The organism is Aeromonas sp. 25-AL00135 (genome assembly GCF_054052385.1).
The window spans coordinates 43783-70557 of the sequence record NZ_JBSTYQ010000011.1 but is presented as its reverse complement, the minus strand read 5'-3'; the positions used below and the strand labels follow the sequence as shown (position 1 = coordinate 70557).

Below are 26775 nucleotides of genomic sequence, written 5' to 3'. Positions count from 1 at the left end.
TCAACATAGATATGATTTCATCACGTTGACGCTGTTTCTTTCGCCACAAGGGTGTAACCAGGATGGTTTAACCATATGGCCTGATGGAGTAGAACCAGCAGCAGATCATATCCGAGGGGAGCAAGGCTCCCCTTTTTGTTACCCGCCGTTTGACAATCCCCTACCCCGGCATCTACAACAGGCCGGTTGACGCCATACGGCCCATGCCCACAACTGATGTTTTCTCCTCCTGTACTCTCCATTCAACACAGCTACATCCGTTAGCAATCTCTTGAGCACACCTTTGCTCTGATACTTGTCCGGCAGATATAAAAAAGCCCCCGCCATCATGGCAGGGGCTCGCGTAACGCAGTGTCAGCTTAGGGCTGTTATATCTCAGTCCAGCTCAAAGCAGTTATGCCTTGTTCCAGCGCTCTGGGTCATATTCCGGGCTGAAGCGGTCAACAATGACAGCACAGGCAGCATCGCCGGTGATATTGAGGGAGGTGCGGATCATGTCGAACAGACGATCCAGCGCGAACAGCAGCGGCAACCCTTCAATGGGGATCCCGGCCGCCAGCAGCACGGCAACCACCAGGAAGCTTGGGCCCGGCACACCGGCCTGACCGATCGCCCCCAGAGTGGAGGTCACAATGATGGCCGCCCAGGCACCGACGCTCAGATCGATGTTGTAAACCTGCGCAAAGAAGATGGCGACCAGACCGTAATAGATGGCGTTGCCGCTCATGTTGATAGTGGCACCCAGCGGCAACACGAAGGAGGCGGTAGCGTTGGTCACTTTCAGGTCATTCTCGCAGGTCTCCATATTGACCGGCAGGGTCGCCATGGAAGAGGCGGTGGAGAAGGCAACGATCTGCGGCTTCTTCATGGCAGAGAGGTACTTCATTACCGGCGTGTTGGAGAACATCATCACCAGCAGCGGGTAGACCACAAAGCCGAAGATAAGGATGGCAGCCACATAGACCACGAACAGCTTGAGTACCAGGGTCAGCACATCGAAGCCGTAGGTACCGATGGCTTCCGCCATCAGACCGAACACCCCGAGCGGCGCGATGATCATCACCTTGTTGATCATCCAGACGAAGGCATCCACCAGGGTATTGAGCCCATCGACCAGTGGCTTGGCCCGCTCGCGCGGCTGTTTGGCCAGCGCAATGCCGAGGAACATGCAGAACACCAGGATCTGCAGGATGTTCGCTTCGTTGAGGGAGTTGAAGACGTTGGTGGGGATCATGCCAAGCAGGGTGGCGACTGCATCCGGCAGCGCCCCTTTATCGGCGTAGTCACCACCAAACATGGAGGCGACGGAAGCGAAATCGACCCCGACACCCGGTTTGAAGATCTGCCCCATTACCAGCGCCAGCAACACGGCCAACGCTGAGGTCACGAGGAAGAAGGCCAGCGTAGCCGCACCGATCTTGCCCGCAGCCGGGCTGGCGCCCAGATTGGCGGCGCCGGAGAGGATGGCAACCGCCACCAGCGGGATCACCAGCATCTTGATCAGCTGGATAAACAGGGTACCGAGCGGTGCAAACACGGTGGCTTGTTCACCCATGAACGCGCCGACCACTGCGCCCAGTACCATGGCGACCACAACCTGGAAGCCGATGTTTTTAATGAGTCCTTTAGTTAACACAATATGTTCCTTTATGTAGCAAAATTCACACTTTTCCCAGTGCAATTAACCAAACAGGGGAATGAGCGGCTGCCCATTCCCCTGTTTGCGCGTGTTATCTCACATTTAATTGCTGTTTTAAATCAGCAAATCATTAACCTTGGCTATTAATAAGTTTGCGAAAAAGTGAAGATTCAAAGCGGTCTCGGCGATTTTTACCTCATCCCCCATGACAACTGGCAAAAGATTGTGCTAGTTTGGCTGCACAAACGTACACACAGGGATGTAAAGATGCTGAAAGTTAACGAGTATTTCGACGGAAATGTAAAATCCATCGGTTTCGAACAAAAAGGCGAGAAATCAACCGTCGGGGTGATGAACGCCGGTGACTACCTGTTCAACACTGCCGCCCCCGAACGGATGACAGTGATCAAGGGTGCCCTCACCATCCAGCTGGCTGATGAAGATGAGTGGCACACTTACAACCAAGGTGAATCCTTCCTGGTGGCTGGCCACTCCTCCTTCAAACTGGAAGTGAAAACCCCCACTGCCTATCTGTGCGAATTTCTCGACTGATCAAGCCGGTTGAAGGGGATCAGCCCCTTCAACCTTCTTGGGCAATCCCCAGCCCTATTATCTGTGTCCATGTCACAGCACCGCACATCCCCGCTTTCCATCCACGGCAAAAATCCTAGAATAAACAGACATAAACCATCACCGGATTGATGTCATGATCAGCGTGTTTGACCTGTTTTCCATCGGAATTGGCCCCTCCTCTTCCCATACCGTCGGCCCCATGCGTGCCTCCTATGCCTTCGTTCAGCAGCTCAAGCTGCAAGGGCATCTGCCACAAGTCATGCGGGTCGAAGTGGAGTGTTACGGCTCGCTGGGCCAGACCGGCAAAGGACACGGTACCGGCAAGGCGATCATTCTGGGGTTGTCGGGCTTTGAACCGGAATCGGTCGATATCGATGCGATTCCCGCCATTCTGGCTCGAGTGGAAAAGGAGCAGAACCTGCCGCTGGCAGGCGAGCAACCAAGCCATTTTCCCCGCACCGGTGCCATCATCTTCAACCGCCGCAAAACCCTGCCAGCCCACACCAACGGCATGACTCTGCGCGCCTTTGATAAAGAGGAAAACCTGCGCTTCAGCCAGACCTACTACTCCATCGGGGGCGGCTTCATCATTGAAGAGAGCCACTTTGCCACCGCCAAGGAAGAGGCCGCCAAGTCTGATGCCGAACACCCTGTCCCCTACCCGTTCGACAGCGGCGCCCAACTGCTGGCCCACTGTCAGGAGAGCGGCCTCTCCATCTCGGGGCTTATCCTCGCCAATGAGCGGGTATTTCGCAGCGATGAGCAGATAAAAGCGGGGCTGCGCAAGATCTGGCAGGCGATGCAGGGCTGCGTCGAGCGAGGCTGCAAAAGCGAAGGGGTGCTGCCGGGCGGCCTCAAGGTTCGGCGCCGCGCCCCGGGGCTGTTCCGCCAGCTAAGCTGCGAGACCAACTTCAACAAGGATCCGCTGATGGTGATGGAGTGGGTCGACTTGTTTGCGCTGGCCGTCAACGAGGAGAACGCCGCCGGTGGCCGGGTGGTGACCGCCCCCACCAATGGCGCCGCGGGCATCATTCCCGCCGTGCTGCACTACTACGATCGCTTCGTCCACAAGGTGGATGACGAGACGCTGATCCGCTACTTCCTCACCGCGGCTGCCATCGGCATCTTATATAAGAAGAACGCCTCCCTCTCCGGCGCCGAAGTGGGTTGTCAGGGAGAAGTGGGAGTCGCCTGTTCCATGGCGGCTGGCGCGCTGACCGAACTGCTGGGTGGCAGCCCGGCCATGGTGGAGAACGCCGCCGAAATAGGCATGGAGCACAATCTCGGCCTCACCTGCGATCCCATCGGCGGACTGGTGCAGGTGCCCTGCATCGAGCGCAACGCCATGGGGGCGGTCAAGGCGATCAATGCCGCCCGCCTCGCCCTGCGCGGCACCGGCGAGCACAAGGTGTCACTGGACAAGGTGATCAAGACCATGTGGGAGACCGGCAACGACATGAAGACCAAATACAAGGAGACGGCCCGTGGCGGCCTCGCCGTTAACATTACCGAATGTTAAAAAACGGCAAATGACTCCATTTGGTTCCGAAATGCCCGGCATCGCCGGGTATTTTTATGGGCAAACGCTTAACAAAATGGATAAGCACAAAAATAAATTTTATACTCGCGCCTCAGATTCAACAAAAATAGATCTATTTCAACTTTTTTTAGGTCTGGAGCCGTTACACTACGGTTATCTGGTTCTGTGACCTGCGCTGACAAGCGCGTTCCATGGATCTCCCAAATTTCTGTGAGTGGGCATGCCGCCCCCTTCTACCCTGAGGTAATAGTGACATGATCAGCGTTTTTGATATCTTCAAAATCGGTGTAGGCCCCTCTTCTTCCCACACTGTTGGCCCGATGAAAGCGGCCAAACAGTTTGTTGACGAGCTGCGCGCGGGCGGCAAGATCCGCGATGTAACCCGGATCAATGTCGATGTTTACGGCTCCCTCTCCTGGACTGGCAAAGGCCACCATACCGACACTGCCATCATCATGGGCCTGGCTGGCAACCTGCCGGAAAATGTCGATATCGATGCCATCCCCGAGTTTATCTCCCGTGTTGAGCAGACCGAGCGCCTGCCGATCGGCCTGCACTGCCACACCGTCAGCTTCCCGCGTGACGCCATGGTATTCCACGACGAAGCCCTGCCGCTGCACGAAAACGGCATGAAGCTGACTGCTCTGATCGAAGATGAAGTAGTCTATAGCAAGACCTACTACTCCATCGGTGGCGGTTTCATCGTTGACGAAGAGAACTTCGGCAAGGCTGACAGCGGCGACATGTCCGTACGCTATCCGTTCAAGAGCGCCGCTGAGCTGGTTGCCCATTGCAGCCAGACCGGTCTCTCCATCTCTGCCCTGATGATGGAAAACGAGAAGTGCTTCAACACTCCGGAAGAGATCTACAAGAAGTTCGGCAAGATCTGGAACACCATGCGTGAAGGTATCGAGCGCGGCTGCCGTACCGAAGGTGTTCTCTCCGGCCCGCTGCGCGTACCCCGTCGTGCCGCGCCGCTCTACCGTCAGCTCAACACCAACGAGAACCTCTCGAGCGATCCGATGAACATCGTTGACTGGGTCAACATGTTCGCTCTGGCCGTGAGTGAAGAGAACGCTGCCGGTGGCCGCGTGGTCACTGCCCCGACCAACGGCGCTGCCGGTATCATCCCGGCCGTACTGGCTTACTACGACAAGTTCATCCAGCCGGTTGGCCGCGACGAGTACACCCGTTTCTATCTGGCTGCCGGTGCCGTCGGCATCCTCTACAAGATGAACGCCTCCATCTCCGGCGCCGAAGTGGGCTGTCAGGGTGAAGTGGGTGTCTCCTGCTCCATGGCCGCTGCCGGTCTGACCGAGCTGATGGGCGGTAGCCCAGAGCACGTCTGCGAAGCTGCCGAGATCGGCATGGAGCACAACCTGGGTCTGACCTGTGATCCGGTTGCCGGTCAGGTACAGGTGCCCTGCATCGAGCGTAACGCCATCGCAGCCATGAAGGCAGTCAACGCCTCCCGTATGGCCCTGCGTCGTACCTCCAAGCCACGCGTCTCCCTGGACAAGGTGATCGAGACCATGTACATCACCGGCAAGGACATGGACTCCAAGTACCGTGAAACCTCCCGTGGCGGTCTGGCCATCAAGGTGATGCAGGTTGCCTGCGAATAAATAAGGGTTACGACCCTCATCTGAACAAAGGCGGGATATCCCGCCTTTTTTATTGCCCGAATGGGATGCCGGGCACTTATACCGGCATACCGACCATTTCACTGTAGGGCGTCGCGGATATGTCCCTGCTACGCCACCGCAATGCGGATTGCCTTGTCTGCATACCTCTCTAATTACATACCTTGATTAACTCTTCTCAATGCATTGAGAGGGACATTACGCCCCTACATGAAACCTGTACCAGCTATCTTGCCCCAGCCACGATTTCACAACTAATCGATATCGAGATGGCCCCTCATCTCAATATCCCCCTTTGGTCATACCCTTGTTTGGCAAGACGCGGTTACCACTCCCCCTGCGGATTATCACGCCGCCACATTGATTGCCTCCTATGTGGCACTTTCGTGATCAGGGCAAACAATCAAGTACACAAACAGGGGGTTAGCTCATCATTTTGGCCACAGCACATCGCGCAAACTGGTTTTAGCACTGTTATCACCGCCCTCTTTACGCGCCCTTTGATGGACAACTCATCACGCAGTGGAGGCCAAAAAAGCGCCCAAGGAAGAGGCTGAAAATAATCGATGAATGAGCCAATAGCCGTTGAAATGGAGGATATGAGTAAGCGCCACTCGCTATTTTTGTGAGCGCCAGCAAAGGTTGAGGATATGGTGTTGGGAGCAGATTGACTTTCTATTTAAACAGCGAAAAGTGAATATCACCAAAGGGAGGGTTTAATTTGGCCAGATCCTGTCACGGGATTATCGCAGGCCACCTCTCCGGGGCCGGAATGCGTCATGCAGAGTCACAAAGAATTAGCCCCGCTGGGCAGAACACACAACGGGGCTGGATATTCAGGATGGTTTTTTCAGGTTGGCCTTGTGCTGCTCCAGCAAATTCTCGGGGGGCGGCGGCACCTGCAGGTAGAACCCCTGGTTGGTCAGCGCGGCCATCACCTTGCCGACATCAGCCAACCCCAAGGGCTTGGCCGGATCCAGCTTAGTCATCAGCACCAGCTCGGGACGCCCGAATGCGCTCAGCAATGGCTCGGGAACGCGGGAGAAATCCTCTCTTTTTTCAACAAAAAGGTAGGTCTCGGCTTTTTTGCGACTTTTATAGACTGCACACAACATGGAAATTGATATAATCCGACGAGTTTATTGCCTCTGATGGGGGCAAACTATAACATCAGGAATTGAATAACAATAACGGATTAGCATCTCTGCCTCGGGGAAGATTCATGGTTGAGCGCGATAACGAATTGAAAGGGACCACCTTCACTATTTCTGTGTTGCATATCAGCGATGGCGAGCCTGAGCGGATACGTCAGTTGTTGGCCGAAAAAGTGGCCCAGGCACCCTACTTTTTTAATTGTGCGCCGCTGGTGATCAATGTTTCCCGACTGGAACATATTCCCGATTTCGAACAGCTCAAGGAGCTGGTGGAGTCCGAAGAATTTGTGCTGGTCGGCATCACGGGGGCGCGCAGTGAAGAGATGAAGACAGCCGCCAAGGCGGTGGGACTGGCCGTGATGGCCTCGGGCAAGAGTCGCAAGAGCGAACCGGAACCCGAGCCTGCCCCCGCGCCAGCCGCCCCTGAGGTGGTTCCCGAGCCCGAACCCGCCCCCTTGATCCCGAGCAAGGTACATGTGGGACCGGTTCGTTCCGGCCAGCAGATTTACGCCGCCGGCACCTCGCTGGTGGTGCTGGGGTCCGTCAGTCCGGGAGCCGAAGTGCTCGCCGATGACAGCATTCATATTTATGGCACCCTGCGTGGCAGAGCCATTGCCGGTGCCCGGGGCAACACCCAGGCCCGGATCTATTGCCAGCAATTACAGGCCGAGCTGCTCTCCATCGCGGGCACATTCCAGCTAAGCGATGCATTGCCGGCAGGCCTGATCCAGCAACCGGTCCATATCCGGCTGGACAATGAACAACTCCGAATAGACCGTATCAAATAGAGTTACAAGGAAGCGAGAATGGCGCGAATCATAGTCGTTACATCGGGTAAAGGTGGCGTTGGCAAGACCACAACCAGTGCGGCCCTGAGCACCGGCTTAGCCCAGCGTGGTCACAAGACAGTGGTCATTGACTTTGACATCGGTCTGAGAAACCTGGATCTCATCATGGGCTGCGAGCGGCGCGTGGTGTATGACTTCGTCAACGTCATCAATGGGGAAGCAAACCTCAATCAGGCGCTGATCAAGGACAAACGCTCGGAAAATCTGTTTATCCTGCCCGCCTCCCAGACCCGGGACAAAGATGCCCTCACCCGTGAGGGGGTCGAGAAGATCCTGGATCAACTGGCGGAGATGAAGTTCGATTACATCGTCTGCGACTCCCCGGCAGGGATCGAGGCGGGCGCACTGATGGCACTCTATTTTGCCGATGAAGCGATCGTCACCACCAACCCGGAAGTCTCTTCCGTGCGTGACTCCGACCGCATCCTTGGCATCCTGGCCTCCAAGTCCCGTCGCGCCGAGCGTGGCGAAGACCCCATCAAGGAGCACCTGCTGCTGACCCGCTACTGCCCTACCCGCGTCAACCGCGGCGACATGCTGAGCGTGCAGGATGTGCAGGAGATCCTGGCCATTCCTCTGCTCGGGGTGATCCCGGAGTCCCAGGCGGTGCTGCGCGCCTCCAACTCCGGCGAACCGGTTATTCTGGACAAGGAGTCCGATGCCGGTCAGGCCTACGAAGATGCGGTGTCCCGCCTGCTGGGCGATGCCAAGGAATTTCGTTTTCTGGAAGAAGAGAAGAAGGGCTTCTTTAGCCGACTGTTCGGGAGTTAAACATGTCATTATTGGATTATTTTCGTTCCAACAAGAAACAGAACACCGCACAACTGGCCAAAGAGCGGTTGCAGATCATTGTTGCTCACGAGCGTTCATCCAGAGGGGGGCCGGATTACCTGCCCCAGCTCAAGCAGGACATCCTCGATGTGATCCGCAAATACGTCAACATTGATCCGGAGAAGATAACCGTCCAACTGGATCAGAAGAGTGATGAGCTGTCGGTACTGGAGCTCAACATCACCTTCGCCGATGACAAGAAGGGATGAGCTGACGCCCTATGCGTGACCCCTTCCCCCAATGAAGACCGGATCCTGTCACTGGATCCGGTTTTTTATTGGCACAAAAACAGGTCACAGCGGCTCGCCTCATCTCGCCAAGGGGTCTGCCGACCGCTAGAATAGCGCCGCCCCGCAGGCAGTGATCTGCGCTGGCACCTTTTTCTCTTTTCTGGAACAGACCGCTTATGTCTATGAATGACGAAATGCACAGCGTCGAGGAACTGCTCGATACCGCCCTCGAACTCTTTATGGAGCTGGCCTCTGACAACCTGCCGGAGCAGGAGATCGCCCGCTTCAATCAGGAGTTCAACGACCGCGGCCTGCTGGCCGAAACCGACCCGGCCGATGACTGGGAAGCGGACGTGGGTTTTGCGGTGAGCGATACCGACTATGCCGAGATCTGGGTAGGCCTTGGCAATGAAGAACAAGAGTATGAGCACCTGTTTGCCCGCATGCTGCTCTCCCGCCGTGTTGACGAGAAGTTCTGCCACATCGAATGGCTGCCCCAATAATTCCGGATCCCGATGATCCCAGCCACTATCAGTGGGAGTCTGGCCCTGACGCCGTGGCCCCCGTGCGCCCATCTGCATCGTTTGGGCGCCGGGTGTTGAGGTGGGCAGGCAAGATCGCGCTGGCCGGGCTGCTCTGCTCGGTCGGCTCGGTCGCCTTGCTGCGTTTTATCGATCCGCCGATGTGGAGCTGGCGTATCGAGCGGGCCCTGTTTCCGCCCGCCAAGATCACCCAGGTGCGCCATCAATGGGTAGATCTGGAGTCCATCTCCAAGGAGCTGCAACTGGCGGTGATTGCCGCCGAGGATCAGCGCTTTGCCGATCACAACGGCTTTGACATGGATGCCATCAACGCCGCGCTCAAGCACAACCAGCACAGCGAACGGGTGCGCGGTGCCAGCACCCTCAGCCAGCAGACCGCCAAGAACCTCTTTATGTGGAGTGATCGCAGCTTCCTGCGCAAGGGGCTGGAGGCCTGGTTTACCCTGCTGATGGAGCTGGGTTGGGACAAGGCCCGCATTCTCGAGGTCTATCTCAATATCGTGGAGTTCGGCCCCGGCATCTATGGCGCCGAAGCCGCCGCCCGCACCTACTTTGGCAAACCGGCCAGCCGCTTGACCCGCTACGAGTCATCCCTGCTGGCCGCCGCCCTGCCCAACCCGTGGCGCTATCGGGTCAAGCCCCCTTCACCCTATGTGCAGAAGCGCTCGGTCTGGATCCGCCGCCAGATGGGGCAACTGGGCCAGATCACCCTCAATCGGGTGCATCAGGCCGACTGATCCTCAGGGCTCATCGGGTTTCTCCGGTGGGCCCAGATGGCCGCCCACCGTTTCGCGGTGAAGCGGCAGATAGTGCCACCACCAGGCCTCGCGCCGTCGCTTGATCTGTTGCCGCCGTCCCCGCTGCTTCATTCCCTTACTCCCTGCCAGCTGATCCGCGCCTTAACCATACTCCCCCAACGGCAACTTGGACAGGCCGGCCACGCCCGGCGTACTGGTCTGGCCGCCACAGTCAATAATTGTTACAGTAGCGAACCTCGATGTATCTGGAGTGATTTCATGGAACAGCGTACCCCGGATCAGCTGGTCGAATGGGCCTATGATCAGTTTCTTGAGCAGGCCGCCGATATGCTGGCCCCCGAACAAATAGTCGACATCACCCTGGAGTTTGAGCAGCGTGGCGCCGTGGAGGCAACCCTGCCCAATGCCGACTGGTCGACCGAGCTGGGTGAGCCGGTCGATATGGAGCGCTGGGTCGAAGTGTGGGTCGGTTTGCTGGATCATCAGGATGAGTTTGAGGTGATCTTTGCCACCTTCCTGCTGCCCCGCCTGCTGACCGAAGATCAAGTGCATGTGCGCTGGCATCGCCAGCAGCAGGCATAAAAAAGGCGCCATCGGCGCCTTTCTTGTTTCTATTTTCACTTAATTCAGTTCTCTGCTAATACTGCGCCGCGATGGCCTTGGCCAGACAGCGGCGGCACCAGCAAGCGCTGGCCTCCTGCATCGGCATTGCCGGCAACTGGCTGCACCAGCACTGGGCGATGGTCTGACCGGCAGAGACAGCGCAATAGGCCGGTTCGCCACAACCCGGACAGCGGTGGGTACTTTTCGAGCCATTCAGCTCGGCCATCACCGCCAGCTGGGCCTTGCTATCCATCGCCGACCAGTGGCCGATCTCGGTCAGGGTGCGGCCACAACCAAGGCAAAGCCCATCTTTCGCCTTGCAGAGGCCAACACAGGGGCTCGGCATCTTATTCGCTATCCACTGCCGAGTCGGTCTCTGTGGCCACCAGAGTGATGGCGTTATCTTCGATGACGATCTTGCCCTGCTTGTAGAGGCCGCCGATCGCCTTCTTGAAGGTACCCTTGCTCATGCTGAACAGCTTGTAGATGAGCTCGGGTTCGCTCTTGTCACCCACCGCCAGACTGCCGCCCTGCTTTTTCATCCGGCTCAGAATGCGCTCACCAGCGTCATCAACCCGCGCCAGACCCGGCTTTTGCAGGGTCAGATCGAGCTTGCCATCTTCGCGCACCTGCTTGACCCAGGCGGTTTGCGGCCGACCGGTCATCACTCGGCCAAACACTTCGTTCTTGAACAGCATGCCGGGATACTGACCGTTGACGATCACCTTGATGCCAAGGGGCGAGTGCTCCCCCGGCAGCGCGGTCACTTCGTCACCGACCTTGAAGTTGCTGCCGGCCGGGGTCAGGAAACGCTCGATGCGGCTGGTGCCGACCATGCGCCCTTCGTTATCCAGTTGCAGACGCACCAGATAAACGTGGCCCACCTGCATCGGCTTGTTCTGCTCGCGGCTCGGCACAAACAGATCCTTTTTCATGCCCCAGTCGAGGAAGGCACCAATCTTGTTGGCATTGACCACTTTCAGACCGGCAAATTCGTCCACCATGGCAAATGGCTTGTCGGTGGTGATCACCGGCTCGCAATCGGCATCCAGATAGAGGAAGACCTGCACGCTATCCCCCTCTTTCACCCCTTCCGGGAGTTGACGTTTGGGCAGCAGCAGTTCACCGTACTCATCGGCCGAAAGCCAAGCGCCACGGTCTTCGAGTTCAACAACGGTGAGGGTGTTCATCTTGCCAATCTGTATCATGGTGCTCTCTTTTTTCATTACCCGGATGGGCCAACTGAACATGGCCCCTATGGGCACGCATGTTACCTCAAGAGCGGTGATCCGGCCTAGTCCCCAAGCCACCACGAGCCGCCCTTTCGCCCCTATCTTATCCGCCAATGGTGATTAAATCGCCAAACAGGCGGCCATTTGCTGCAAATAACCCCACTTTTAGGTAGACTTCGCGGCTGTTCAAATCCAGAGGAACTGTCGATGAACCCATCCACTCGTACCCGCCATCTTAATCAATGGATCCAGAGCCACAGCGATCAGGACATGACCTACCCGGCCCTGCACGGTTTTCTCTGTGCTCGTCTGGTGGGGCCGGAAAGCCCTGACTGGCAACGCCCGCTGGCTGGTCTGCTGGAACAGGATGCCGAGTTGGATGAAAAAAGCGCAGAAGCCCTCAACCACCTGATCGCCGAGCTGGAATCCCAGGCCGACGACGCCCAGCTGGCCCTGCCGAGTCAATGCCGCCTGCCCAGCGATAACCCCGAGCAGGTGTTCGAACAGAGCCACCCACTCGGTCAATGGTGTTATGGCTTCAGCATGGGTTTTGCCACCTGGCCCAAGCCGAAGGATTTGAACGACCCGACCACCCAGTACCGCTTCAGTCTGGCCGCCGAGCTGAGCCTGTTTCGCGACAAGCAGATGGCCCAGATGCTCTATAGCGCCGCCGCCAGCGAACTCCCCTTTGTCGAGTTCTGCAAACGACAGCGCCAGAACATGAAAACCGCCCTCAACCAGTTGCTCAACCTCGACCAGTATCAGGCCGCCCCCAACGCTGATGTGGCCCTCAATGGCGAGCAGGCCCAACAGTGGCAGACCTGGTTCGAGCTGGCCGACAGCTGCCGCGATCATCAGGCCCGCCTCGGCTGGTTCGAGAAGATCATCGCCGATGCCACTCCGCTGTTTGATGAAGCCTTCTGGCAGCAAATCGACGGCCACGGCTGGAGTGCCCCCGAGCTGCGTCCTCTGCTGGCCGCCAGAGCCGGCCGCGCCGACTGCCTGCTGCGCCTTGGCAAGCTGGGCGAGGCCAAAGCGGAGTATCTGGCGCTGCTGACAATCTGCATGGCCGATGAACCGGGTTGCCGCTACAACCTCTCCACCCTCTATGCACTGCAAGGGGATTGGCAGGCGTTGACCGCCCTGCTGGTGCGCTTCGATGAAGCCTCCAGCTGGTTGCTCTATAACAAGGCGCTGATGGTCTTTGCTACCGAGGGTGCCGAGGCAGCCAAGCCCCATCTGCTGGTCGCCATCGAGGCCAACCCGCACATTCCGGCCTGCTTGCTGGGTCAGCGCAAGCTGCCCAAACAGGAGCCACAAAGCTGGCAAGCGGGCAGCCGCGACGAGGCCGCGCTCTACGCTATCCACACTCGCGAGGCCTGGCTCAAGCAGAATGCCCTCATCTGGTTGCGTAAAGGCTGAACAGCGTTGGCTTAAAATCCCGTCGGTCAGACCCGGTTTTTCCTTGAGGGCGTGCGCCACCGCACATTTCATCGCAACCGGGTCAGACAAATCAGCTTGAGTTTCGTATCATCAATGTCAAAGTATCAAAAGAAACTGCATCTGATGCAGCCGTCACAGCAGGGTGTAATATGTCAAAAATCATAGCGTTACTCGCTCACTACCCGCCCTATCAGTTGGTACATGCCGCCGAGATGCTACGGGATACCTTCGAACAGTTTTATGAACAGCGCTACCAGCTGACCGTGCCGCAATGGCGCCTGATGATGGTGCTCGGCCCCCACTACCCCATCAGCCAGAAAGAGCTGGTCGAGGCGAGCGGCATGGACAAGGTGCGCATCTCCCGCGAGATCCGCCGTCTAGTCGAAAAAGGGATCATCTTTACCGAGAGCAGCGAGCAGGACAAACGCATCAGTCTGGTCTCCCTCACCAATGCCGGGCTCGCCCTCTTCCTGCAGCTCAAGAGTGAAGCGGGCAGCTGGCAACATACCCTGACCGACTATCTGCCGAGCGAATCCCGCGAGGCGATCCGCCAGCATCTGCACAGCGTCAGCGCCGCCATCGAGCAGCTGCAATCACTGGATCGGGAGAAATAATCATGGATTTGAAAAAGTTCGCCACCATGGACATCAACATGCTATTGAGCGTCGTCAATATGCAGCTGCGTGATCGCTATGACGATCTGGATGATCTCTGCAAAGCGCAGGAGATCGATCAGGCGGCACTGGAAGCGCGGCTCGCCAGCGGCGATTTTCACTACCAGCCAGCGCAGAAACAGTTCAGATAAAGAGAGCTAGCGGGATCGGGATCACAGCGCCAGTGATGGCGCTGGCTCTGCAGTAAAAACCTGATATGGTCTGAAGAGCCCCAACAAGGTGATGCACGGATACATCACCCTGTCACAAGAGGGCATTAAAATCGTTTCAGGTGAGCAAACCAAGGATGACCCCATGATATTGATGACCCGACAGAGCCTGTTGATCACGCTCTGTACCCTGTTGATGATCAGCCTCTTCACGCCCCACTTGCCGCAAAGTACCGAACAGTGGCTGACCACCCTCTTGCTTGGCCTGCTGGTCGCGGTGGCATTGATGCTGGTGCGTGGTTGTCGCCGCTTTATGATGGAGTAGTGACTCCGCCAGAGCGTCTATACCGACCTCTTGCCGCGATACTCTCTGTAGCAGCAACGTCTGTCGCAATCATATCTAGCCCAAAAACAAACGCAGCCTGATGGCTGCGTTCTCGTATCTGGCGGGGCAACCCCTTGAAGAGATAACCCCTGACGGGATAGATAGCCCTTAATAGAGAGAGCCCTTAGATAGCCAGAGCCTCAAGCTGCGCTTTGGCCGCTTCCATCCCCTTGCTCTGGGCATCCGGGCCCATACCCATCCCTTCGGCGTAGATGAAATCCACCTCTTTGATACCGATGAAACCGAGCACGGTACGCATGTAGGGAGTGACCAGATCGGTGGCGCTGCCAACGTGCATGCCGCCACGGGGGCTGATCACCAGCGCACGGGTATTTTCAACCAGACCGACCGGACCGGTCTCGGTATAGCGGAAGGTGACGCCAGCGCGAGCCACCAGATCGATCCAGTTTTTCAGCTGGGTCGGGATGTTGAAGTTGTACATAGGGGCCGCAATCACCACCAAGTCGCTCGCCTTGAGCTCGGCGATCAGCTCGTCAGACTGGGCGATCACCGCCAGTTGACGTTCATTGAGGTTGTCACCACCGCGCAGGCCGGAGGCCAACTCGCCATCCAGCACCGGCAGGTTGAGGGCAGCCAGATCACGCACGGTGACGGCATCATCCTGATGATCAGCCAGGAAGCCGTCGATCAGGGCGTTGGATTGGGAATATTGACCCAGGATGCTGGATTTGAGTACGAGGATATTGGCCATGGTGAAACTCCATTTGGTTGTCGGTTGAACAGCGTTGCTGTCGATGGAGGTCACTCTAAACATTGTGCTTATTTGCTGATAGCGAAAATAGATGCTCAACTTGTTCAAATTTTTTGATGCAAGGCCACTTCCTCGCCAGCCAACCCTGCGGCCGCGCTTCAACCCTTGGCAGAACAAACGATTGCCGTTATGATCCGCCGCACTTTTTTCCAGCGACCCGGATCCCATGATACCCTCGCGCAGGCACTCTCCTTTGGCCGGTGCAGTCTGGATGATGGTGGCAGGACTCTGCTTCGCCGCCGTCAACAGCCTGAGCCAGTATGTCAGCTTCAAGCTTGGCCTCCCATCGACCCAGGTCGCTTTCCATCAATACCTGATCGCCCTGATCTGCCTGCTGCCCTGGCTGGTTCGTCACGGCCTGCGCCAATCCCTGATGACCAATCAGTTCCGGTTGCACCTGTTGCGGGTATTGCTGGCAGTGATCGGCATCCAGCTCTGGCTCTGGGCACTGGCGTACCCCGTCCCCATCTGGCAGGGGATCGCTCTGCTGATGACCTCACCGCTGTTTGCCACTCTGGGCTCCGCCCTGCTGCTCAAGGAGCAGGTGAGCCGCGCCCGCATTCTGGCCACCCTGGCGGGCTTTGCCGGCGCCATGGTGATCCTCGCCCCTTGGACTGACGAATTCAACTGGGCCTCCCTGCTGCCGGTGGCGGCGGCGCTGTTCTGGGCCGGCTACTCCCTGATGGTGCGCTATCAGGCAGCCAACGAATCATCCCACACCATAGTGGTGTATCTGCTTATCTTCAGTACCCCGTTCAACGTCATGCTGGCCCTGCCGGAGTGGCAGTGGCCGAGCGAGAGCCAGTGGCTGCTGGTAGCCGCCTCCGGCGTGTTGACGGCACTGGCCCAGATGTCCATCGCTCGCGCTTACAGCGTGGCAGAGGCCTCCTTCGTTCAGCCTTTCGATTTTGCCAAACTGCCGATGAACGTGCTGGCGGGCTGGCTGGTGTTTGGCTGGGCGCCTCCCGGCCGCCTGTGGCTTGGCGCCGCCATCATCATTGGCGCCATTACCTTGCTGACCCATCTGGAGCAGCGCGCTCACAAACCCGTTTCCTGAGGTACGCCATGCGTGCCTCTTTTTTTGTCCGCTATTCGTGCGATAGCGATCATCAACAATGACCATCGACATCAGGAGAGATCGTATGTTTGGAACCGCAACCCGCCCCGGCGCCACCCGTGCCCTGCTGCTGGGCTCCGGCGAACTTGGCAAGGAGGTCGCCATCGAGTTGCAACGGTTCGGGATCGAAGTGATCGCCGCCGACCGCTACCCCAATGCCCCCGCCATGCAGGTGGCGCACAAAGCCCACGTGCTGGATATGCTCGATGGCAACGCCCTGCGTGCCCTGGTCGCCGAGGTTAAACCCGACCTCATCATCCCCGAGATTGAAGCGATTGCCACCGATACCCTTGCTGCCCTTGAGCAAGAAGGGGTCAAGGTAGTGCCCAACGCCCGCGCCACCCAACTCACCATGAACCGGGAAGGGATCCGCCGTCTCGCCGCCGAGACCCTGGGCCTGCCCACCTCACCCTACCGCTTTGCCCAAAGCAAAGAGGAGTTTGTCGCCGCCGTCGAGGCTATCGGCCTGCCCTGCGTGGTGAAACCTGTGATGAGTTCGTCCGGCAAGGGACAGAGCGTGCTGCGCGATCTCGCCAAGCTGGATGAGAGCTGGACCTACGCCCAGGAGGGTGGCCGCGCCGGCCGTGGCAAGGTGATCGTCGAGGGCTTCGTTCCCTTCGAGTACGAAATCACCCTGCTCACGGTACGCGCCGTCGATGGCATTCACTTCTGCGACCCTATCGGCCACCGGCAGGAAGATGGCGACTACCGCGAATCCTGGCAGCCGCAGGTGATGAGCGAGCTGGCGCTGGCCCGCTCCAAAGAGGTAGCGGCCAAGGTGGTCGAGGCCCTCGGTGGTTACGGCCTGTTCGGAGTCGAGCTCTTTATCAGGGGCGATGAGGTGTGGTTCAGCGAGGTCTCGCCGCGTCCCCACGATACCGGCATGGTGACTCTGATCTCGCAGGATCTCTCCGAGTTCGCCCTGCATGTACGCGCCATTCTGGGGCTGCCGGTCGGCACCATCACCCAGTACGGACCGAGCGCCTCCGCCGTGGTACTGCGCGAAGGGCACAGCCAGAATATCCGCTATCAGGGGATTGGTGAGGCATTGGCGCTGGTGCCGGGCGCCCAGCTGCGGCTGTTTGGCAAGCCGGAGATCGCCGGTCGCCGCCGTCTTGGCGTGGCGCTGGCCCGCGCAGCGGATTGCCAGGATGCGGTAGAGAAAGCCAAAGCCGTGGCCGCCAAGGTCGATGTACTGTTCTAAGGGCTTTTTTGCCATAGCAAAACAAACGTTTGCCGATGTGATCGGGCGCAAGGGGCATGGCAATGCCCCTTTTGCATTTCCCCGTCAGGCTTATAATCCCCTCTTCAAATTTGTCAGGAGTACAAGATGTTAGCTGCCGTGATCTTCGATATGGATGGTGTTCTGATTGACTCGGAACCCTTTTGGCAACGGGCCCAGATCGCCGTTTTCTCCGAACTGGGTCACCCCCACACCGTCGAGGATTGTGAATCGACCATCGGCGTGCGCATCGATCAGCTGGTCGCCCACTGGTATCGTCTGCGCCCGTGGAGCGGCCCAACTCAGGAAGAGGTGGTACAGCGCATTCTGGATCGGGTCAATGCCCTGATCCTCTCCGAAGGTCAGGCCAAAGCCGGCGTGCTGGAGGCGCTCGACCTTATCGAAGCGCGCGGCCTGAAAGTGGGTCTGGCTACCTCATCACCCTTTGCGATGGTAGAAGCAGTGCTCGGCAAACTCGGCATTCGCGATCGCTTTATGGCGGTTCACTCCGCTGAAGTAGAGCGTTTCGGCAAACCGCACCCGGATGTCTATATCCACGCCGCCGAAAAGCTGGGGGTAGAGCCGGTTCATTGTCTGGCCATCGAAGATAGCTTTACCGGCCTGCTGGCGGCCAAGGCGGCCTCCATGACCGCGCTGATCGTGCCGGATCCCGCTTTAGTGGGTGACCCACGTTTGGCCATCGCCAACTACCAGCTAAGCTCGCTGGCCGAGCTGAATGCCGACATGTTGGCCAGCTGGGTCGCGTAACGCCTCGTTACGCACCCCATCTCCTACTCGCAGGGGGCAGCTGACCCCCTGTTATTGCCAAACAACCGTTGGCAATCCCCCTCTTGTCACCCGCGATCAGCAACCAGACGGCTCTTATCCTGAACGGCCCACGCAACTAGTTGGGCCTTGCCATTTCTAAGGCCTGATCTCTGTCATAAACGTGCGTTTGCTCGCGGTTAACCCCCTGCAGCCCGACTAGAATCAGGGTAGATAGGCGGCCCCAGGGCCCGAGGAGGTTATCATGATCGAGTACACCAGCAAGCGCATCGTCTGCCCTCACTGTGGCCACCATACCCGGGTCGAGCTGGATGCCAGTCAGGGTGATCAGGAGTTTTACGAAGATTGCATGGCCTGTTGCAATCCGATCCATCTGCGGCTTCACCGCGACGAAGCACGCGACTGTTTGCAGTTGTTTGTGGATGCGGATGACGAGCAACTGTTTTGATTGCGAGTCACAAAAGGCCGAGCAGCTGTTTTGCCTGCAAGTCGCAAAGATTTGAGCAGATGTTGTGACTGCGAGCCATAAAAAGTTGAGTGGATATTTTCACCATGTAAATAACAAGGGCCTGCACACTGCAGGCCCTTGCTTATGAGGCGATTGACACCGAGCCGTTTCCTTTCAGTTACCCCCGCGTGACGCCAGCACCCGCTCCACGGTATCGACGATGGCCTGGGTCTGGGGATCGATCTCGATATTGGTCTGCCAGCCAGCCTTGACCCAACCCAGATTAGTGCGGGCCAGGGTCTCGGGGATCAGGTGGACGCAGAACTCCCGCTCGCGCACCTCACCTATGGTCAGACTGATGCCGTCGATGCCGATGTACCCCTTGGTCAGCACATATTTCATCAGCTCAGGGGCGAGGCGATACCACACCTGACGGTTGTTGGGTGTATCGATCACCGAGGTGACCTCTGCCATGCCGATGATATGGCCAGACATGGCATGACCGCCGATCTCGTCGCCAAAGCGGGCGGCCCGCTCCACATTGACCTTGTCCCCCACCTGCAACAGACCGAGGTTGGTGAGACGCAGGGTCTCCTGCATCAGATCGAAGCTGACCAGATCCCCTGCAATCCGGGTCACGGTGAGACAGCAGCCGTTGTGAGCCACCGAGGCACCCAGGGCCAATCCCTCGCCCCACACCCGGCTGGGCATGCGGATCACATGGGTACGGAAGTTGGGTTGCTCTTCGATGGCCACCAGTTCGGCGGTCCCCTGCACTATGCCAGTGAACATCTCTCGTCTCCTGCTACGGCAAAAAGGGCAGGTTAACCTCGGGCAGAGGGTGAGACAAGGGTACAGGCTGACAAGCTTGCGCCCGATCGCTATAGTGACGCCGTTCACATCCGGGTAAACAAGGAAAAAAGAAATGCAGGTATATCAATGTTGTGAAGCGATCCGTATCGCCTATAACCAGATTGGCTCCGGCGAGCAGGGCTATGTGCCAAACGCCATCGCCGCTACTATCCGCGCCCTCAACGCGGTCGCCGCCGATGAGCGGGTACCCGCCGAACTGCGTGAACAGGCCGCCTATGCGGCAGCCAACCTGCTGATCAGCGATCACGAAGACGCCTGATCCTGCCCCCGGGGCGGCAACTATTTCGTCCTGGCTGAATTTCAGGCTAGAATGCCTCCCCCACCCTTTGCACTTTCGTCCGAAAGTGCAAAGGCTCTTCCCGATTTCCGCTCTTTTTTACTCTTATCTGATCCACTCGGAGGTGTCAGTGCAACGTTATTGGTCCGAGGCGAAGCAGCTCGTCCGTCTAGCCAGCCCCATTCTGGTCGCCCAGGTGGCTCAGGTCGCCATGAACTTCGTCGATACCGTGATGGCGGGTCAGGTGAGTGCGGTCGATCTGGCCGCCGTGTCGGTGGCGTCCAGCTTCTGGCTACCGGTGATCCTGCTGGTGCAGGGGATCATCATGGCGCTCACCCCCATCGTCTCCCAGCTCAATGGTGCCCGTAAACGGGAGGCAATTCGCCCGGCCGTTCATCAGGGTTTCTGGCTGGCACTGATCGTCACCCCGCTGGCGATGATTGCGCTTTATTACAGCCCGCTGGCGTTGCAGTTCATGGATGTGGAGCCGGTGATGGCTGCCAAGACCACCGGCTATCTGCACGCCATCCTGTGGGGCCTGCCCGCGTTCGTGCTGTTCCAGGTGCTGCGCAACTTCAGTGAGGGGCTCTCCCACACCATGCCCACCATGGTGATCGGCTTTGTCGGGCTGGCGGTCAATATTCCCGCCAACTACATCTTCATTCACGGCCACTTCGGCATGCCCAAGCTCGGCGGGGTCGGCTGTGGCGTGGCCACGGCCATCGTGCTGTGGGCCATGCTGCTGGCGATGATCCTCTATGTGAAGCTCTCCCGTCACTTCACCGAGATCCGGCTTTTCTCCCAGCTGGCTCGCCCCAACGGCAGCCGGATCTGGCGCTTGTTCCGCTTAGGGTTCCCCATCGCCATGGCGATCTTCTGCGAGGTGACCCTGTTTACCGTAGTGGCCCTGATGCTGGCCCCCTTCGGCGCCGAAACGGTGGCGAGCCACCAGATTGCGCTGAACTTCTCCAGCCTGGTCTTTATGCTGCCCCTCTCCATCGGGGTGGGTGTCACCATCCGGGTCGGTCACAGCATCGGCGAAGGGCAGCCCCATAATGCTCGGGTGGCGGCTCGCACCGGCTTGATGCTGGGGATGGCCATTGCCGCTGCCACTGCCGCCATGACGGTGTTACTGCGCGAGCAGATCGCCTCCATCTATACCGATGATCAGCAGGTGATCGTCCTGGCGGCCATTTTGCTGTTCTTCGCCGCCATCTATCAAATCTCCGACTCGGTGCAGGTGGTCGCGGCCGCCGCGCTGCGCGGTTACAAGGATACCCAGGCGATCTTCTACGTCACCATCGTCGCCTACTGGGGACTGGGGCTGCCGACCGGCATGATCCTGGGTCTCACCGACTGGGTGGTACCGCGGATGGGGCCGCAGGGCTTCTGGATTGGCTTTATCGTCGGCCTCACCAGTGCCGCGCTGATGCTGGGGGCTCGCCTGCGCCATATCTATGGCCGCTTCGCGACGCCGGAGGCGTGTACCACCCTGTCGCGGGCCCAGTAAAAGCGGCAACTCGCCTGCAAAATCAACAGGCTGCGCAAGAACTGGGCAAACAGTCTCCTTTGTGCGTATGGCCTGTTGACAGCCTTGGGGGGCATGGGTAGTATGCCGACCACGTCAGCAGCGCTGGCGTAGTGAAGTGATAGAAAGTGGGTTTATAGCTCAGTTGGTTAGAGCACTACCTTGACATGGTAGGGGTCGTTGGTTCGAATCCAATTAAACCCACCACTTTTTCTGTGATGCGTCCTTAGCTCAGCTGGTTAGAGCACCACCTTGACATGGTGGGGGTCGGTGGTTCGAATCCACTAGGACGCACCATTACAGAACACTGATTATGCGTCCTTAGCTCAGCTGGTTAGAGCATCACCTTGACATGGTGGGGGTCGGTGGTTCGAATCCACTAGGACGCACCATTCAGTTTAAATACTTTGCAGTTATTCCAGATGTGGGTTTATAGCTCAGTTGGTTAGAGCACTACCTTGACATGGTAGGGGTCGTTGGTTCGAATCCAATTAAACCCACCACTTCTGCATAAAGAAATAAAAGCCGCATTGCGCACCCTGCGTCCTTAGCTCAGCTGGTTAGAGCATCACCTTGACATGGTGGGGGTCGGTGGTTCGAATCCACTAGGACGCACCAGATTAAAAAAGCCCGCTCATCGAGCGGGCTTTTTGCATTCTGCCATTTAGCCACTCCCCTGCCCCACCAATCCGTTCAGCACAATTCGGCAATGACGCAGAGCCTTGTTCCCATAAAAAAACCCGTGCCATCCGATGAATGACACGGGCCGGATAAACGCCGCCAGCGCCTCAGCTCTGCACGGCAATCTCGTACTTCTTTATCTTGCGATAGAGGGTGGCAATCCCAATCCCCAGCGCCTGTGCGGCCAGTTTCTTGTTGCCAAGCCGCTGCAGGGTCTCTTCTATCATCTGTTTCTCCATGCTCTCAAGGCCGCTCTCACCCGGAACGGGCTCAGGCAGCGTCTCCGGCGTGGTGGCGAGCGGAGCAGTGGCAGGCACATTGAACGCCGCATCCAGATTGGTCACCGGGATCGACTGGGCGGTGACGCGATGGGGCTCCTGATTGCGGATGATGTTGGGGGGCAGCAGGCTGGCGTCAATCACCTCGCCCGCCTGGCTGACGTTGACCAGATATTCGATGAGGTTGCTGAGCTCACGGACGTTGCCCGGCCAGCGATACCCCTTGAGCAGCGCCATTACCTCGGGCGCCAGACCGGGATAGACGATGCCGATGCGGCTGGTGTGCAGGTTGAGGAAGTAGTGGGTCAGCAGCTCCACGTCCCCTTCCCGCTCCCGCAGCGGCGGCAGGTTTAGGGGGATGACGTTGATGCGGTAGTAGAGATCTTCACGAAACTTCCCCTCGGCGATGTATTGATCTAGATGCTGGTGGGTGGCGGCGATGATGCGAATATCCACCGGCACCGGTCGGCTGGCCCCGATGGGGGTCACCTCCCGCAGCTCCAGCACCCGCAGCAGCTTGGCCTGCATGGTGAGCGGCATGTCGCCAATCTCGTCAAGGAACAGGGTGCCCTGATGGGCCGCCTGGATCAGGCCCTGCTTGCCACCGCTGGAAGCACCGGTAAAGGAGCCCTTCACATAGCCAAACAGCTCGCTCTCCAGCAGTTGTTCGGGAATGGCGGCACAGTTGATGGCGATAAAAGGCTTGTCCTGCCGCGGACTCAGGCGATGGACAGCGCGGGCCACCACCTCTTTACCGGTGCCGCTCTCGCCACAAATCAGCACGCTGGAAGGACTCTGGGCGATGCGGTGCAGCAGTCGTTTGAGGGTGCGCATCGGCTTGCTCTCGCCGATCAGCTGATCGATCCGCACATCCGGATCCGGCTCCTGAACCTGACCGGAGTGGGACTGGTGAAACGCCATCAGAAAGAGCTGCTGGCCCTGCACATGATGTAGCTGGCCGATGATCAGCTCCTGACGACCTTCAAAGGTGATGATGTGCTGAAGATGACCACTGAGCCCCTGTTGGGAGAAGGTGAGCGGGCGGATCCCCACTTCACGCCCCTGCAGCTGTTCCTGCTGGCAACCCAGATGATGGAGTGCCACCTCGTTGGCGTAGAGCAGTTGACTCTTGTCATCGAGCAGCAGGCAACCCTGATCCATGTTGGTCATCAGATTGAGGAACACCTTGTTGACCCCGTCCGACAGCCCGCGTGAATCGAGCAACTTGGCCACAAAGATGGTGGAGATGTGGCGCACATAGTCACACACATCCTGCAGATTGTTGTTGAGGCGCGCCTGCTGCTCGTCGCTGAAGGCCACCAGACTGATCACCCCGATGCAGCGCTCGTCCACCATGATGGGAACCCCGAGGAAGGCGCGCTCACGGCAGCTCTCCTTGCAGGTACAGCCGTCACACACCGGATCATCGCTGGTGTGGGTAACGATCTTCTCCCGCTGGTTATCAATCACATAGCGCAGCAGGCGGGAGTCGCCCTCCAGCTGACGTCCGAAAAACTTGCCATAGGGCCCGGTGCCAGCCACCCGAACCATATCGGCATCCACAATCTCGACCTCAAGCTGTAGCACACTCGCCAGCATCTTGGCAAAGCGCAAGATAGTCGGCTGGATCTGCATCAACAGACACTGGTTGCTCACGGATCTCATCCATCATTCCTTTTTGTTCTTGTTATCCTCCCCCTAAAGGGAGTCATGCTGGCCAGATACTAAGGGATATCAGGGGGAACTACTTCGGGGGGGATCACGAAAAGGGAAAATGATCCGCATCCTCCGCGACTTCAGAGGTACAGATAAAATTCAATAAAAACATAAAGATGAAAACACATGCAGCGAGATTAATCACTTGGGCCAGCCAAGCCTGCTGATCCGCAAAGTCCAGCGACAGATCATGCTGACTATGGGGAAAACAACCACTGAAATGGCATTTGGCTCACGCGCCACGTACCTGTTTCAAGACTTGGCACTCATGGTCGAAATCCGCTTTATCTTGCGGCTGAATGTAACTTTGCCAGCGGGCAAACAGCTCGGCCGTTGGATAACGATGCAGACGAATACCGGTGCGATAGAGTTTGGGAAAGAGTGGGTCAGGCTGGGATCTCACGACCAGACCGCGCAGTTTCTCGCCAGAGGGAATGGCAATCACCAGCTCATCCCCCTCTTTCAACCGTATGGCCCCAAGAATGCCGATGCCGCCGATGGCTATGTCTCGCACCACCACATAGGGCACCGGATTGAGCAACTCCAGAAACCAGTTGCGACGGCGACATTCCGCCTTGTAACCACCGCCACTGAGGATAAAACGGCGGTGTCTGCGCCAGTCATAACCGGTAGGCAATGCCGGGTCATAGCGCGATTTTGCCTGCCCCACAGGATCAGATTGCTCACTTGTGCCCATCCGGTTTCCCTCACTGGCATTGGTTAAACAGTGTCAGTCAGCTCTTTTTCAACTATAGCTGTCGCCGTTAGGCCCGGGGCTCAGGGTCGGATACGGGGACGACAGATATATTACGGAGGCAATGATGGACAGAGATGGCATGGAAGAGCTTGCTGATCCTGATAGGCTAACTTTCCCCTGCAAGGATGAGATGCGAACGACTGTGACTCGGTTCGATCAAGCAATTGACCAGTGAGTCGCACCGCCGCAGCGATGCAATCTGACTTAGCCAGGCAGATGAAGTGCCAACCAAACCGCTAGCGGGATCACCAGCACAGAGAGGGCATTGCCGCCGAGCACGATACTGGCCACCTTGTCCGGCTGACAGTGATACTGCTCGCAGAGCATGTAATTCAAGACCGCAGGGGGCAAGGAAACCGACAACATCAACAGCGGGATCCACTCCGTCTTGAGGGGCAACAGCCAGATCGCCAGCAGCAGCGACAATCCCCCCGCCAGCAGATAGAGCAGGTTGCACTTGAGCGCGAGGCCCAGGTGATCAAGCTCCCCCTCCATCAGGCGAATACCCAGCGCAAAGAGCATCAGGGGCACCGAGATCTGGCCGAGCAGCGAGGCCGTGGTCACCACATATTCCGGCAACGTGATATGCAGGTTGGCCACCAGCAAACCGGCCAGCGCGGCCCACAGCACCGGGCTTCGCAGCCACAGCCAGCGGGAGGTATTTGCCGAGAGGATAAACATGCCGACCGAAAAGTGCAGCAGATTGGAGAGCACAAAGAGGATCACGATGGCCCCCAGTTGCTGCTCGCCAAACGCCAGCACCATCAAGGGGATACCGAGATTGCCGGTATTTCGGAACATGGCGGGCAAGATCAGCGCTGCCTGCTCAATTCCTTTGAGTTTGAGCAGCGCGAGCAGCAGACCGGGTAACAGAATAACCAGCGCCCCCGCCGCAATCAGCGGCAGATGCTCCGCCAGCGCCAGCGGATACTTGACCAGCGCGGAGAAGACCAGCGCAGGGGTAAACAGCTCGATATTGGCCCGATTGACGTAACCGAGCGCAGCCCCCGGTCGCAATCGCCCGTAGAGTGCACCGAGCCCGACCACACCGAACACCGGAATGACGATATTGAGCAAGGCGCTGAACATGGGCTGCGTCCGTTACAGTTCGCGGGCCGGTTTGCCCATCAGCACCACCGGATCCAGCGTCACTTCCAGTGCGCCGTTACTGACCCAGAGCTGACCATCGGAAATGGTGCAAGTGAGTTGCATGGTGCGCTCGACCATGGCGGTCAGCGGCAGAGTCTGGCTGTCGGAGAGTTCGATGATGCTGAGGTTGTCATGCTGGCTCAGCTTGCCCTGGTTCTGCTTCCACCAGACGCTGGTGCCACGACCACCGTAGAGGTAGAGCACCACCTGACGGGCACGGTTACAGGCCTTTTTCAGCCGTTTTTCATCGGGTTGGCCCAGCTCGATCCAGAGCTCTATGTCGTCCGAGTAGTTCTTGCACCAGAGCTCGGGTTCGTCATCGGCGCTCAATCCCTTGGTGAATTCCAGTCGCTCGGCAGCGTGCCAGGCAAAGGCCGCCAGCCGGATCATCATCCGCTCATCGGTTTCGGAGGGGTGGCGCGCCAGCGTGAGGGAGAAGTCCTGATAAAGATTGCGATCCATATCAGACAAACTGATCTGGGCCTTGAATACGGTTGCCTTGAGAGCCATAGAAAACCTTGAACACCTATGGTGAGTGGGAAATACGGGCGCCAGTGTAATCAAAATCGGCGGCAGGTTCGACCATCCTGACCAAAGATTTCCCCTTCCCTGCCGGGATAAGTGCTTTAAAAGACACAAAAAACAAATGCCAGTCCGAAGACTGGCATTTGGCGGCATGGAGAAGCGACTCACTTCTCGGCGGACTGTACCCCGAACGCGTTCAGCAGCATGCAACAGGTCACTGCCACCGCCACGAATCCGCTCAGAAAGATAAAGGGCATGGCCCCATATCCCAGTACTGTCCAGATGGTGTGTTCAAGAAGACTCATTGTTGTGTCCTTCATCCGGTGAAAGGTGTGTTCCTTCTGGCGGATATTGGCTCCGCTCTTGATGACTCCATTTGACCTCAATCAGCGGTTGGGTCCT

31 protein-coding genes and 5 tRNA genes are annotated in these 26775 nt (G+C 58.0%); 24 read left to right on the top strand and 12 right to left on the bottom strand.

Features of this window, described 5'->3' with window-relative positions:
* Nucleotides 1-394 precede the first annotated feature (394 nt).
* Nucleotides 395-1636 (bottom strand): dicarboxylate/amino acid:cation symporter, encoded by a 1242-nt coding sequence (locus ACW5XC_RS12025; protein ID WP_074042690.1) that lies wholly within the window; start codon nucleotides 1634-1636, stop codon nucleotides 395-397.
* 270 nt (nucleotides 1637-1906) lie between these two features.
* Here ACW5XC_RS12025 and ppnP point away from each other — a divergent pair, with 270 nt between their 5' ends.
* The 3 genes from ppnP (at nucleotide 1907) to ACW5XC_RS12010 (ending at nucleotide 5377) form a co-directional block, all read left to right on the top strand.
* On the top strand, nucleotides 1907-2191 hold the full coding sequence (gene ppnP / locus ACW5XC_RS12020; RefSeq protein ID WP_042055930.1) for a pyrimidine/purine nucleoside phosphorylase: 285 nt from the start codon (nucleotides 1907-1909) through the stop codon (nucleotides 2189-2191).
* Nucleotides 2192-2345: 154 nt separating this feature from the next.
* Nucleotides 2346-3731 (top strand): L-serine ammonia-lyase, encoded by a 1386-nt coding sequence (locus ACW5XC_RS12015; RefSeq protein ID WP_042055928.1) that lies wholly within the window; start codon nucleotides 2346-2348, stop codon nucleotides 3729-3731.
* 275 nt (nucleotides 3732-4006) lie between these two features.
* Complete coding sequence (locus ACW5XC_RS12010; protein WP_005336844.1) at nucleotides 4007-5377, top strand: L-serine ammonia-lyase; 1371 nt, start codon at nucleotides 4007-4009, stop codon at nucleotides 5375-5377.
* Nucleotides 5378-6231: 854 nt separating this feature from the next.
* On the opposite strand, the gene ACW5XC_RS12005 is transcribed toward ACW5XC_RS12010, so the two are convergent.
* A complete protein-coding gene (locus tag ACW5XC_RS12005; RefSeq protein WP_042055926.1) occupies nucleotides 6232-6510 on the bottom strand; it encodes a YcgL domain-containing protein in 279 nt (92 codons plus the stop codon).
* Nucleotides 6511-6617: 107 nt separating this feature from the next.
* Here ACW5XC_RS12005 and minC point away from each other — a divergent pair, with 107 nt between their 5' ends.
* The 5 genes from minC to mtgA all read left to right on the top strand — a co-directional run bounded on the left by minC (nucleotide 6618) and on the right by mtgA (nucleotide 9737).
* Nucleotides 6618-7337, top strand: coding sequence for a septum site-determining protein MinC (gene minC / locus ACW5XC_RS12000; protein WP_042055924.1), 720 nt, complete (start codon nucleotides 6618-6620; stop codon nucleotides 7335-7337).
* Nucleotides 7338-7355: 18 nt separating this feature from the next.
* Nucleotides 7356-8168 carry a septum site-determining protein MinD gene (minD, locus tag ACW5XC_RS11995; RefSeq protein WP_005336847.1) on the top strand — a complete coding sequence of 271 codons (813 nt, stop codon included), beginning with the start codon at nucleotides 7356-7358 and terminating at the stop codon, nucleotides 8166-8168.
* A 2-nt stretch (nucleotides 8169-8170) separates the two neighbouring features.
* Entirely contained in the window at nucleotides 8171-8437 is a 267-nt protein-coding gene (gene minE / locus ACW5XC_RS11990; protein ID WP_005336848.1) for a cell division topological specificity factor MinE, read from the top strand.
* Between the two features lie 197 nt (nucleotides 8438-8634).
* Complete coding sequence (locus ACW5XC_RS11985) at nucleotides 8635-8961, top strand: HI1450 family dsDNA-mimic protein (RefSeq protein ID WP_005352317.1); 327 nt, start codon at nucleotides 8635-8637, stop codon at nucleotides 8959-8961.
* A complete protein-coding gene (gene mtgA, locus ACW5XC_RS11980; protein WP_042055922.1) occupies nucleotides 8946-9737 on the top strand; it encodes a monofunctional biosynthetic peptidoglycan transglycosylase in 792 nt (263 codons plus the stop codon). Before ACW5XC_RS11985 ends, mtgA begins: the two co-directional genes overlap by 16 nt.
* Nucleotides 9738-9740: 3 nt before the next feature.
* Here mtgA and ACW5XC_RS11975 read toward each other — a convergent pair whose 3' ends face one another.
* Nucleotides 9741-9869, bottom strand: coding sequence for a hypothetical protein (locus tag ACW5XC_RS11975; RefSeq protein ID WP_019445852.1), 129 nt, complete (start codon nucleotides 9867-9869; stop codon nucleotides 9741-9743).
* A 147-nt stretch (nucleotides 9870-10016) separates the two neighbouring features.
* Between ACW5XC_RS11975 and ACW5XC_RS11970 the strand changes: the two genes are divergently transcribed.
* Nucleotides 10017-10340 carry an HI1450 family dsDNA-mimic protein gene (locus ACW5XC_RS11970; protein WP_005336851.1) on the top strand — a complete coding sequence of 108 codons (324 nt, stop codon included), beginning with the start codon at nucleotides 10017-10019 and terminating at the stop codon, nucleotides 10338-10340.
* Between the two features lie 55 nt (nucleotides 10341-10395).
* Here the strand turns inward: ACW5XC_RS11970 and ACW5XC_RS11965 are convergent, their stop codons facing one another.
* Complete coding sequence (locus tag ACW5XC_RS11965) at nucleotides 10396-10707, bottom strand: DUF1289 domain-containing protein (protein ID WP_042055920.1); 312 nt, start codon at nucleotides 10705-10707, stop codon at nucleotides 10396-10398.
* Between the two features lies 1 nt (nucleotide 10708).
* Nucleotides 10709-11569, bottom strand: coding sequence for a CvfB family protein (locus ACW5XC_RS11960; RefSeq protein ID WP_236727592.1), 861 nt, complete (start codon nucleotides 11567-11569; stop codon nucleotides 10709-10711).
* Between the two features lie 231 nt (nucleotides 11570-11800).
* Here ACW5XC_RS11960 and ACW5XC_RS11955 point away from each other — a divergent pair, with 231 nt between their 5' ends.
* From ACW5XC_RS11955 to ACW5XC_RS11940, 4 genes are all read left to right on the top strand, one after another.
* Entirely contained in the window at nucleotides 11801-13015 is a 1215-nt protein-coding gene (locus ACW5XC_RS11955) for a UPF0149 family protein (RefSeq protein ID WP_042055917.1), read from the top strand.
* 170 nt (nucleotides 13016-13185) lie between these two features.
* The gene (locus ACW5XC_RS11950; protein ID WP_042055915.1) at nucleotides 13186-13650 is read left to right on the top strand and encodes a MarR family winged helix-turn-helix transcriptional regulator; all 465 of its coding nucleotides are present in this window, start codon (nucleotides 13186-13188) and stop codon (nucleotides 13648-13650) included.
* A 2-nt stretch (nucleotides 13651-13652) separates the two neighbouring features.
* Nucleotides 13653-13841 carry a DUF4250 domain-containing protein gene (locus ACW5XC_RS11945; protein ID WP_019445848.1) on the top strand — a complete coding sequence of 63 codons (189 nt, stop codon included), beginning with the start codon at nucleotides 13653-13655 and terminating at the stop codon, nucleotides 13839-13841.
* Nucleotides 13842-14004: 163 nt separating this feature from the next.
* Nucleotides 14005-14184 carry a hypothetical protein gene (locus ACW5XC_RS11940; protein WP_042055911.1) on the top strand — a complete coding sequence of 60 codons (180 nt, stop codon included), beginning with the start codon at nucleotides 14005-14007 and terminating at the stop codon, nucleotides 14182-14184.
* A 184-nt stretch (nucleotides 14185-14368) separates the two neighbouring features.
* Here the strand turns inward: ACW5XC_RS11940 and ACW5XC_RS11935 are convergent, their stop codons facing one another.
* Nucleotides 14369-14956 carry an FMN-dependent NADH-azoreductase gene (locus ACW5XC_RS11935; RefSeq protein ID WP_042055909.1) on the bottom strand — a complete coding sequence of 196 codons (588 nt, stop codon included), beginning with the start codon at nucleotides 14954-14956 and terminating at the stop codon, nucleotides 14369-14371.
* Nucleotides 14957-15182: 226 nt separating this feature from the next.
* On the opposite strand from ACW5XC_RS11935, the gene ACW5XC_RS11930 reads away from it, so the two are divergent.
* The 4 genes from ACW5XC_RS11930 (at nucleotide 15183) to ACW5XC_RS11915 (ending at nucleotide 18589) form a co-directional block, all read left to right on the top strand.
* Nucleotides 15183-16073: a DMT family transporter gene (locus tag ACW5XC_RS11930; protein WP_042055905.1), complete on the top strand. Its 891-nt coding sequence runs from the start codon at nucleotides 15183-15185 to the stop codon at nucleotides 16071-16073.
* An 85-nt stretch (nucleotides 16074-16158) separates the two neighbouring features.
* Nucleotides 16159-17337 (top strand): formate-dependent phosphoribosylglycinamide formyltransferase, encoded by a 1179-nt coding sequence (gene purT / locus ACW5XC_RS11925; RefSeq protein ID WP_042055903.1) that lies wholly within the window; start codon nucleotides 16159-16161, stop codon nucleotides 17335-17337.
* A 126-nt stretch (nucleotides 17338-17463) separates the two neighbouring features.
* Complete coding sequence (hxpB, locus tag ACW5XC_RS11920; protein WP_042055900.1) at nucleotides 17464-18123, top strand: hexitol phosphatase HxpB; 660 nt, start codon at nucleotides 17464-17466, stop codon at nucleotides 18121-18123.
* Nucleotides 18124-18385: 262 nt separating this feature from the next.
* Entirely contained in the window at nucleotides 18386-18589 is a 204-nt protein-coding gene (locus tag ACW5XC_RS11915) for a CPXCG motif-containing cysteine-rich protein (RefSeq protein ID WP_005336871.1), read from the top strand.
* Between the two features lie 174 nt (nucleotides 18590-18763).
* Here the strand turns inward: ACW5XC_RS11915 and ACW5XC_RS11910 are convergent, their stop codons facing one another.
* The gene (locus ACW5XC_RS11910) at nucleotides 18764-19381 is read right to left on the bottom strand and encodes a riboflavin synthase (protein ID WP_042055897.1); all 618 of its coding nucleotides are present in this window, start codon (nucleotides 19379-19381) and stop codon (nucleotides 18764-18766) included.
* A gap of 133 nt (nucleotides 19382-19514) precedes the next feature.
* Between ACW5XC_RS11910 and ACW5XC_RS11905 the strand changes: the two genes are divergently transcribed.
* The 7 genes from ACW5XC_RS11905 to ACW5XC_RS11875 all read left to right on the top strand — a co-directional run bounded on the left by ACW5XC_RS11905 (nucleotide 19515) and on the right by ACW5XC_RS11875 (nucleotide 21885).
* On the top strand, nucleotides 19515-19721 hold the full coding sequence (locus ACW5XC_RS11905) for a YaeP family protein (protein ID WP_005345813.1): 207 nt from the start codon (nucleotides 19515-19517) through the stop codon (nucleotides 19719-19721).
* Between the two features lie 148 nt (nucleotides 19722-19869).
* On the top strand, nucleotides 19870-21249 hold the full coding sequence (locus tag ACW5XC_RS11900) for an MATE family efflux transporter (protein WP_042055896.1): 1380 nt from the start codon (nucleotides 19870-19872) through the stop codon (nucleotides 21247-21249).
* 148 nt (nucleotides 21250-21397) lie between these two features.
* A tRNA-Val gene (locus ACW5XC_RS11895) sits at nucleotides 21398-21474 on the top strand.
* A 13-nt stretch (nucleotides 21475-21487) separates the two neighbouring features.
* Nucleotides 21488-21564: transfer RNA gene (locus ACW5XC_RS11890), tRNA-Val, on the top strand.
* An 18-nt stretch (nucleotides 21565-21582) separates the two neighbouring features.
* Nucleotides 21583-21659, top strand: a tRNA-Val gene (locus ACW5XC_RS11885).
* A gap of 34 nt (nucleotides 21660-21693) precedes the next feature.
* Nucleotides 21694-21770, top strand: a tRNA-Val gene (locus ACW5XC_RS11880).
* A gap of 38 nt (nucleotides 21771-21808) precedes the next feature.
* A tRNA-Val gene (locus ACW5XC_RS11875) sits at nucleotides 21809-21885 on the top strand.
* 170 nt (nucleotides 21886-22055) lie between these two features.
* Here the strand turns inward: ACW5XC_RS11875 and ACW5XC_RS11870 are convergent.
* The 5 genes from ACW5XC_RS11870 to ACW5XC_RS11850 all read right to left on the bottom strand — a co-directional run bounded on the left by ACW5XC_RS11870 (nucleotide 22056) and on the right by ACW5XC_RS11850 (nucleotide 26678).
* The gene (locus ACW5XC_RS11870) at nucleotides 22056-23891 is read right to left on the bottom strand and encodes a sigma 54-interacting transcriptional regulator (protein ID WP_042055893.1); all 1836 of its coding nucleotides are present in this window, start codon (nucleotides 23889-23891) and stop codon (nucleotides 22056-22058) included.
* 283 nt (nucleotides 23892-24174) lie between these two features.
* On the bottom strand, nucleotides 24175-24639 hold the full coding sequence (locus tag ACW5XC_RS11865; RefSeq protein ID WP_042055892.1) for a hypothetical protein: 465 nt from the start codon (nucleotides 24637-24639) through the stop codon (nucleotides 24175-24177).
* A gap of 264 nt (nucleotides 24640-24903) precedes the next feature.
* Entirely contained in the window at nucleotides 24904-25788 is an 885-nt protein-coding gene (locus ACW5XC_RS11860) for an AEC family transporter (protein WP_042055891.1), read from the bottom strand.
* Between the two features lie 12 nt (nucleotides 25789-25800).
* Complete coding sequence (locus ACW5XC_RS11855; RefSeq protein WP_042055890.1) at nucleotides 25801-26358, bottom strand: YaeQ family protein; 558 nt, start codon at nucleotides 26356-26358, stop codon at nucleotides 25801-25803.
* Nucleotides 26359-26537: 179 nt separating this feature from the next.
* Nucleotides 26538-26678, bottom strand: a complete 141-nt coding sequence (locus ACW5XC_RS11850; RefSeq protein WP_005345965.1) for a TIGR02808 family protein — start codon at nucleotides 26676-26678, stop codon at nucleotides 26538-26540.
* Nucleotides 26679-26775 lie beyond the last annotated feature (97 nt).